This window comes from Streptomyces sp. NPDC059567, assembly GCF_042735655.1.
Classification (GTDB): domain Bacteria; phylum Actinomycetota; class Actinomycetes; order Streptomycetales; family Streptomycetaceae; genus Streptomyces.
The window spans coordinates 1-7,311 of the sequence record NZ_JBHWBS010000154.1; the positions used below are offsets into that span (position 1 = coordinate 1).

A 7,311-nucleotide genomic window follows, 5' to 3' on the forward strand; every position below is an offset into this window, starting at 1 on the left:
GTGAATCCCGGCAGTGTCAGGAATCAGCGGGATACGGGATCACGTTCAGTCGATCCGCTTGAAGTCGCCCGAGTTCTTGACGCTGCCCGACGCGCCGCCCGCGGCGGTGACCTTCTTCATCCTGCTGGTCCGGCCGTCCTGCCACCAGACGTTCATCGACGCCTCGTAGGAGCAGGTGTTGCGGTAGTACACCGTGGTGGTGGTCCAGCCCTCGGCCCAGGACCAGCTGAAGCAGCCGGTCTTGCCGCGGTGGATCTCCGAGGACGCCGCCTGGGCGGGCGAGCTGAGGCCGACAGTGGCCAGAGCGATTGCGGCGCCAGTGACGCCGATCTTGGACATGCGACGCATGTATCCCCCTATTGAGTTGAACGATCTACTAATCGAACGTCTGCACGTCGGTCAAACGTGCGAACTCTGGTGATCATAGTGACTGAAGATCACGGAGGTAAAGCTGGAAAACCGTCCCCTGTCGCCGACCTGTCGGGTCGCCGGGCCGAGTGGCCGGTCGTGCTGTCAGTGGCAGCCGGTAGCCTTCGGGCGGTTGCCGAAGGATGGAGGGGCTGTGCGTGTCTTGGGTGTCGACCCCGGGCTGACGCGGTGTGGCGTGGGGGTCGTCGACGGCGTGGCCGGACGCCCTCTGACCATGCTGGGAGTCGGCGTCGTGCGCACCCCTGCGGACGATCAGATCGGCGCGCGGCTCGTCCTCATCGAACAGGGCATCGAGGCCTGGATCGACGAGTACCAACCGGAACTGGTCGCCGTGGAGCGGGTGTTCAGCCAGCACAACGTGCGTACGGTCATGGGCACCGCCCAGGCCAGCGCCGTCGCCATGCTCTGCGCGTCCCGGCGCGGCATCCCGGTCGCCCTGCACACCCCCAGCGAGGTCAAGGCAGCCGTCACCGGCAGCGGCCGCGCAGACAAGGCACAGGTCGGAGCCATGGTCACCCGGCTGCTACGGCTCTCCGCCCCGCCCAAGCCGGCCGACGCGGCGGACGCCCTCGCCCTGGCCATCTGTCACATCTGGCGGGCCCCTGCCCAGAACCGACTCCAGCAGGCCGTCGCCGCCCATCACGCAACGAAAGGCCGTTCCGCATGATCGCCTTTGTCAGCGGCCCGGTCGCCGCACTCGCCCCCACCACCGTGGTCGTCGAGGTCGGCGGCGTGGGCATGGCCGTCCAATGCACTCCGAACACCATCGCCGGCCTGAGGATCGGTCAGGAAGCCCGACTCGCCACGTCGCTGGTGGTCCGTGAGGACTCCCTGACGCTCTACGGCTTCGCCGACGACGACGAGCGCCAGGTCTTCGAGCTGCTCCAGACGGCGAGCGGCGTCGGACCCCGCCTCGCCCAGGCCATGCTCGGCGTCCACAGCCCGGACGCGTTGCGCCTCGCGGTCTCCACCGGGGACGAGAAGGCGCTGACCGCGGTGCCCGGAATCGGCAAGAAGGGAGCGCAGAAGCTCCTCCTCGAACTGAAGGACAAGCTGGGGCAGCCGCTCGGCACGAGCGGCCTCGTCGGCGCGCAGCGTGCGGTGGCCTCCGGTCCGGCGCCGTGGACGGAGCAGCTGGCCGCCGCCCTCATCGGCCTCGGCTACGCGTCCCGCGAGGCGGAGGAGGCGGTCGCGACGGTTACGCCGCAGGCCGAGGAGGCGATCGCCGCGGGCGGCTCGGCACCGGTCCCGCAGCTCCTGCGGGCGGCCCTCCAGTCCCTGAACCGCGCCCGCTGACGGGGACCCTTCCCGAACCGGGGCTCCGGCCCAGACCCCGTAGGGCGGAATTTTCATCCCGTCCGGCGTTTGCGGCACGGCCGCAGGCCGCGCGGGGGTCCGGGGGGGGGCGCCCCCGGTTCGGGAAGGGGAGGGGGAAGAAGTCCGCAGCAGGCGCCCGCACGCCGCACACCACCGCACGACACCGAGAAGGCAGACCACGTGAACTGGGACGACGACACCGCACCGCCCGCCGACGAGCGCATCGTCGCCGCGGCCGCAGAGGGTGACGACCAGGCCGTCGAGGCGGCCCTGCGGCCCAAGGACCTCAGCGAGTTCGTCGGCCAGGAGAAGGTGCGCCAGCAGCTCGACCTGGTCCTCAAGGCCGCCCGCCAGCGCGGAGCCACCGCCGACCACGTCCTGCTCTCCGGCGCCCCCGGCCTCGGCAAGACCACCCTGTCGATGATCATCGCGGCGGAGATGAACGCCCCGATCCGGATCACCTCCGGCCCCGCCATCCAGCACGCCGGCGACCTCGCCGCGATCCTCTCCTCCCTCCAGGAGGGAGAGATCCTCTTCCTCGACGAGATCCACCGCATGTCCCGCCCCGCCGAGGAGATGCTCTACATGGCGATGGAGGACTTCCGCGTCGACGTGATCGTCGGCAAGGGCCCCGGCGCCACCGCCATCCCCCTGGAACTCCCGCCCTTCACCCTGGTCGGCGCCACCACCAGGGCCGGACTCCTGCCGCCCCCGCTCCGGGACCGCTTCGGCTTCACCGGCCACATGGAGTTCTACGACCCCGCCGAGCTGGAGCGCGTCATCCACCGCTCCGCCGGACTCCTCGACGTCGAGATCGACACCGCCGGAGCCGCCGAGATCGCCGGCCGCTCCCGGGGCACGCCCCGGATCGCCAACCGCCTCCTGCGCCGCGTCCGCGACTACGCTCAGGTCAGGGCCGATGGAGTGATCAACCGCGAGATCGCCGCCGCGGCACTCGGGGTGTACGAAGTGGACAGCCGTGGTCTCGACCGTCTCGACCGCGCGGTCCTGGAGGCCCTGCTCAAGCTCTTCGGCGGCGGGCCGGTCGGCCTGTCGACCCTCGCCGTCGCGGTCGGGGAGGAGCGGGAGACCGTCGAGGAGGTCGCCGAACCCTTCCTCGTACGCGAGGGACTCCTGGCGCGTACGCCCCGTGGTCGGGTCGCCACTCCCGCGGCATGGAGCCATCTCGGACTCGTTCCGCCGCAGGCAGCGGCCCCGGGCACGCCAGGAAGCGGACAACAGGGGCTCTTCGGGGCGTGACCATGCCGTGACGGCGCGGAGACTCGTCGGACGAGGAACCAGGGTGCGATGCTGGACGTTGTTCCAACGATGCGGACTCGCCTAGACTCCGCCGATGCCGACCTTTCTGGCCGGCACGCCCACCCCCGAAGATCAGGCCGCGGGATCTCCGCGTCCGTGCGAAGGAAACCCGTCCCGTGAGTATCGTGACCCTCCTCCCCTTCATCGTCCTCATCGGGGCCATGTTCCTGATGACCCGCTCTGCGAAGAAGAAGCAGCAGGCGGCCGCGCAGATGCGCGACGAGATGCAGCCCGGCACCGGCGTACGCACGATCGGGGGGATGTACGCCACCGTCAAGGAGATCGGCGACGAGACCGTCCTCCTCGAGGTCGCTCCCGGCGTGCACGCCGTCTACGCGAAGAACGCCATCGGCGCGGTCCTCGCGGACGACGAGTACAACCGCATCGTCCACGGCGACGAGCCGGACACCGAGACGGTCGTCCCGGACGACGCCTCCTCGCTGACCGAGTCGGTCGACGCCGACGCGTCGGACGAGGTCGCCGAGGACGCCAAGCCGGACCTGACCAAGAAGGTCGAGGCCGTCGAGGCCGACGCCGAGGTCAAGAAGGACGACAAGGCCGGCGGCGAGACCGAGGCGAAGTAGTCGCGACCGGGGACCGGCGGACGCCCACCGGCGTCCGCGGTCCCCGGCACGGTTCCACGTCTGCGGGGGCAGGTCCCCACACACACTTCGTGGCCGCACCGCGCACACCCGGCGCAGGGCGGTTGGACAGGGAGAAACGACAAGGTGGCAGCACCGAAGAAGGGCCGACGGCCGGCGGGGGGCCAGAGCAGGCCGGGGCGTGCCCTGGCTCTGATCCTGATCGCCATGGTCGCGCTCACGGGCGGAATGTTCTGGTCTGGGCACACCACGCCGCGTCTCGGCATCGACCTTGCGGGCGGTACGTCGATCACGCTGAAGGCGAAGGCCGAGCCGGGCAAGGAAGACGCCGTCAACGAGACCAACATGAACACCGCGGTCGGGATCATCGACCGCCGTGTCAACGGTCTGGGCGTTTCCGAGGCCGAGGTCCAGACGCAGGGCCGCGAGAACATCATCGTCAACATCCCCCGGGGTGTGAACGAGAAGCAGGCCCGTGAGCAGGTCGGCACGACCGCTCAGCTGTACTTCCGACCGGTACTGGCCTGGGCCCCGAGCGCGCCGACCCCGGCGCCGTCCGGCAGCCCCACGCCGTCCGGGTCCGCGAAGCCGTCCGCCGGCTCCTCCGCGAGCCCGTCGGCCACGGCCACGCCGGAGGCCGGTAAGGGCAGCGCATCGGCCACCCCCTCCGCAGGTGCCACACAGGGCCGCGCCGTCAGCGAGGCCCTGAAGGCGCCCAGCCCGGGTGCCTCCGGCACCCCCTCGTCGGGCGCCTCGAAGTCCCCGGACCCCACGGCGACGACCACGCCTCCCGCCGACCCGGCCAACGCGAAGCTGCAGGAGCAGTTCGCCGCGCTCGACTGCACTCCCAAGGCCGGGAAGGCCGGAGCCGAGAAGGTCGTGCCCAATCCGGCCCGTGTCGTTCCGCCGGAGCAGCCGACCGTCGCATGCGGCGCCGAGGGTGACGCCAAGTACCTCCTCGGCCCGGCCGAGGTGGACGGCAAGGACGTCGACAACGCCAAGGGCGTCCTCGACCAGCAGCGCGGCATGTGGATCGTGAACATGGAGTTCACGGACGAAGGCGCCAAGAAGTTCTCGAAGATCACCAGCAAGCTCGCGCAGCAGCAGGAGCCGCAGAACCAGTTCGCGATCGTCCTGGACGGCGAGGTCGTCTCGGCCCCGTCGGTGCGGTCGGCGCTGAGCGCCAACGCGGAGATCTCCGGCAGCTTCACCCAGCAGTCCGCCCAGGACCTCGGCAACATCCTGTCCTACGGCGCCCTGCCGCTCTCCTTCGAAACCCAGAGCGTCGACACCGTCACCGCCGCCCTCGGCGGCGAGCAGCTGGAGGCCGGTCTGATCGCCGGCGCCATCGGTCTCGGACTCGTCGTCCTCTACCTGGTCGTCTACTACCGCGGCCTCTCCCTGATCGCCCTGCTCAGCCTCGGTGCCTCGGCCCTGCTCACGTACGTGATCATGTCCCTGCTCGGCCCGGCCATCGGCTTCGCGCTGAACCTGCCGGCCGTCTGCGGTGCCATCGTGGCCATCGGTATCACCGCCGACTCGTTCATCGTCTACTTCGAACGAGTCCGCGACGAGGTCCGCGAGGGCCGCACGCTGCGCCCGGCCGTCGAGCGCGCCTGGCCCCGTGCCCGGCGCACGATCCTGGTCTCCGACTTCGTGTCGTTCCTCGCCGCCGCGGTGCTCTTCATCGTCACCGTCGGAAAGGTCCAGGGCTTCGCGTTCACCCTCGGCCTGACCACCCTGCTCGACGTGGTCGTGGTGTTCCTCTTCACCAAGCCGCTGATGACGCTCCTCGCGCGTACCAAGTTCTACGGCGAGGGCCACGCCTGGTCCGGACTGGACCCGAAGCGCCTCGGCGCCAAGCCGCCGCTGCGCCGCTCCCGCCGTGTCTCCGCCCCCGTCGACCCGAAGGAGGCGTGAGATGGCGAAGAAGCACGACAGTCTCGGCGCCCGGCTCAACCGCGGTGAGGTCGCCTACGACTTCATCGGGAACCGCAAGCTCTGGTACGGCCTGTCCATCCTGATCACCATCACGGCGATCGTGGCCCTGGCCGTCCGCGGCCTGAACATGGGCATCGAGTTCCAGGGCGGCGCCGTCTTCACGACCCCGAAGTCCGAGGTCTCGGTCTCCCAGGCGCAGGAGGCCGCGGAAGAGGCCTCCGGCCACGAGGCACTCGTCCAGAAGCTCGGCAGCGGCGCGCTGCGCATCCAGGTCGGCGGTCTCGACACCGCGCAGTCCGACCAGGTCCGCGCCGAGCTCGCCAAGGACCTGAACATCGCCGAGAACAAGATCGCGGCGGAGCTGGTCGGCCCCAGCTGGGGCGAACAGATCGCCAACAAGGCATGGACCGGTCTCGGGATCTTCATGTTCCTGGTGGTGATCTATCTGGCCATCGCCTTCGAGTGGAGAATGGCGGTAGCGGCGCTCATCGCCCTGATCCACGACCTGACCATCACCGTCGGCATCTACTCGCTCGTCGGGTTCGAGGTCACGGTCGGTACGGTCATCGGTCTGCTGACGATCCTCGGCTACTCGCTGTACGACACGGTCGTCGTCTTCGACTCCCTCAAGGAGGGAACGAAGGACATCACGAAGCAGACCCGCTACACGTACAGCGATCTGGCCAACCGTTCGATCAACGGCACCCTGATCCGTTCGATCAACACCACCGTCGTGGCGCTGCTGCCCGTCGCCGGTCTGCTCTTCATCGGTGGCGGTGTCCTGGGCGCCGGCATGTTGAACGACATCTCGCTGTCGCTGTTCGTCGGCCTCGCCGCCGGCGCGTACTCCTCGATCTTCATCGCCACCCCGCTCGTCGCCGACCTCAAGGAGCGCGAGCCGGCGATCAAGGCGCTCAGGAAGCGGGTGCTCGCCAAGCGGGCCGCCGCGGCCGCCAAGGGCGAGCCCCTGGACGGCCCCGACGCCGACGACAGCGCCGAGGGCTTCGAGGACGAGGACCGGACCGCCGTGGTCGGCCAGCGCGGCCGTCGGGGTCGGCCCTCGGAGAACCACGGATGACCGAGGCGACGCAGGGCACCGCGGATCTGCTGCTCAGCCGGATCCGCGACGTCCCCGACTACCCGAAGCCGGGCGTGCTGTTCAAGGACATCACCCCGCTGCTCGCGGACCCGGCGGCGTTCACCGTCCTGACCGACACCCTCGCCGCGCTGTGCACCACGCACGGCGCGACGAAGATCGTCGGCCTGGAGGCACGCGGCTTCATCCTCGCCGCACCGGTGGCGGTCCGCGCGGGCCTGGGCTTCATCCCGGTCCGCAAGGCCGGCAAGCTGCCCGGTGCGACGCTGAAGCAGGCGTACGAGCTGGAGTACGGCACCGCCGAGATCGAGGTGCACGCCGAGGACCTGGCCGCGGGCGACCGCGTCATGGTCATCGACGACGTCCTCGCCACCGGCGGTACCGCGGAGGCATCGCTGGAGCTCATCCGGCGGGCAGGCGCCGAGGTCGCGGGTGTCGCGGTCCTCATGGAGCTCGGCTTCCTCGCCGGGCGGGCCCGGCTGGAGCCCGCGCTGCGCGGCGCCCCGCTGGAGGCGCTGATCACGGTCTGACACCGCACCTACCGCCATGGCGGACAATCCGAGTGCCCATGCCGACGTCGGGCCGGACGACCCGATCCCGATGGAG

At 70.2% G+C, this 7,311-nt stretch carries 8 protein-coding genes; 7 read left to right on the forward strand and 1 reads right to left on the reverse strand.

Annotation, left to right across the window (positions count from 1 at the left end):
• Positions 1-45: 45 nt before the first annotated feature.
• The gene (locus ACFVZW_RS35575; RefSeq protein ID WP_362372335.1) at positions 46-348 is read right to left on the reverse strand and encodes a hypothetical protein; all 303 of its coding nucleotides are present in this window, start codon (positions 346-348) and stop codon (positions 46-48) included.
• A 214-nt stretch (positions 349-562) separates the two neighbouring features.
• Between ACFVZW_RS35575 and ruvC the strand changes: the two genes are divergently transcribed.
• From ruvC to ACFVZW_RS35610, 7 genes are all read left to right on the forward strand, one after another.
• A complete protein-coding gene (gene ruvC, locus ACFVZW_RS35580; protein ID WP_384530529.1) occupies positions 563-1,096 on the forward strand; it encodes a crossover junction endodeoxyribonuclease RuvC in 534 nt (177 codons plus the stop codon).
• On the forward strand, positions 1,093-1,725 hold the full coding sequence (gene ruvA, locus ACFVZW_RS35585; RefSeq protein WP_384530531.1) for a Holliday junction branch migration protein RuvA: 633 nt from the start codon (positions 1,093-1,095) through the stop codon (positions 1,723-1,725). Before ruvC ends, ruvA begins: the two co-directional genes overlap by 4 nt.
• Before the next feature lie 201 nt (positions 1,726-1,926).
• The gene (ruvB, locus tag ACFVZW_RS35590; protein ID WP_384530533.1) at positions 1,927-3,006 is read left to right on the forward strand and encodes a Holliday junction branch migration DNA helicase RuvB; all 1,080 of its coding nucleotides are present in this window, start codon (positions 1,927-1,929) and stop codon (positions 3,004-3,006) included.
• Positions 3,007-3,182: 176 nt separating this feature from the next.
• Positions 3,183-3,650 (forward strand): preprotein translocase subunit YajC, encoded by a 468-nt coding sequence (gene yajC / locus ACFVZW_RS35595; RefSeq protein ID WP_384530535.1) that lies wholly within the window; start codon positions 3,183-3,185, stop codon positions 3,648-3,650.
• 144 nt (positions 3,651-3,794) lie between these two features.
• Entirely contained in the window at positions 3,795-5,588 is a 1,794-nt protein-coding gene (gene secD / locus ACFVZW_RS35600) for a protein translocase subunit SecD (RefSeq protein ID WP_384530537.1), read from the forward strand.
• A gap of 1 nt (position 5,589) precedes the next feature.
• Entirely contained in the window at positions 5,590-6,687 is a 1,098-nt protein-coding gene (gene secF / locus ACFVZW_RS35605; protein WP_384530539.1) for a protein translocase subunit SecF, read from the forward strand.
• Entirely contained in the window at positions 6,684-7,235 is a 552-nt protein-coding gene (locus tag ACFVZW_RS35610; protein ID WP_384530541.1) for an adenine phosphoribosyltransferase, read from the forward strand. The genes secF and ACFVZW_RS35610 overlap by 4 nt, the downstream gene beginning before the upstream one ends.
• The last annotated feature ends 76 nt before the right edge of the window (positions 7,236-7,311 follow it).

Coding starts and splice junctions, on each gene's coding strand:
- ACFVZW_RS35575 (WP_362372335.1), bottom strand. CDS start 348: ATGCGTCGCATGTCCAAGATCGGCGTCACTGGCGCCGCAATCGCTCTG.
- ruvA (WP_384530531.1), top strand. CDS start 1,093: ATGATCGCCTTTGTCAGCGGCCCGGTCGCCGCACTCGCCCCCACCACC.
- secF (WP_384530539.1), top strand. CDS start 5,590: ATGGCGAAGAAGCACGACAGTCTCGGCGCCCGGCTCAACCGCGGTGAG.
- ACFVZW_RS35610 (WP_384530541.1), top strand. CDS start 6,684: ATGACCGAGGCGACGCAGGGCACCGCGGATCTGCTGCTCAGCCGGATC.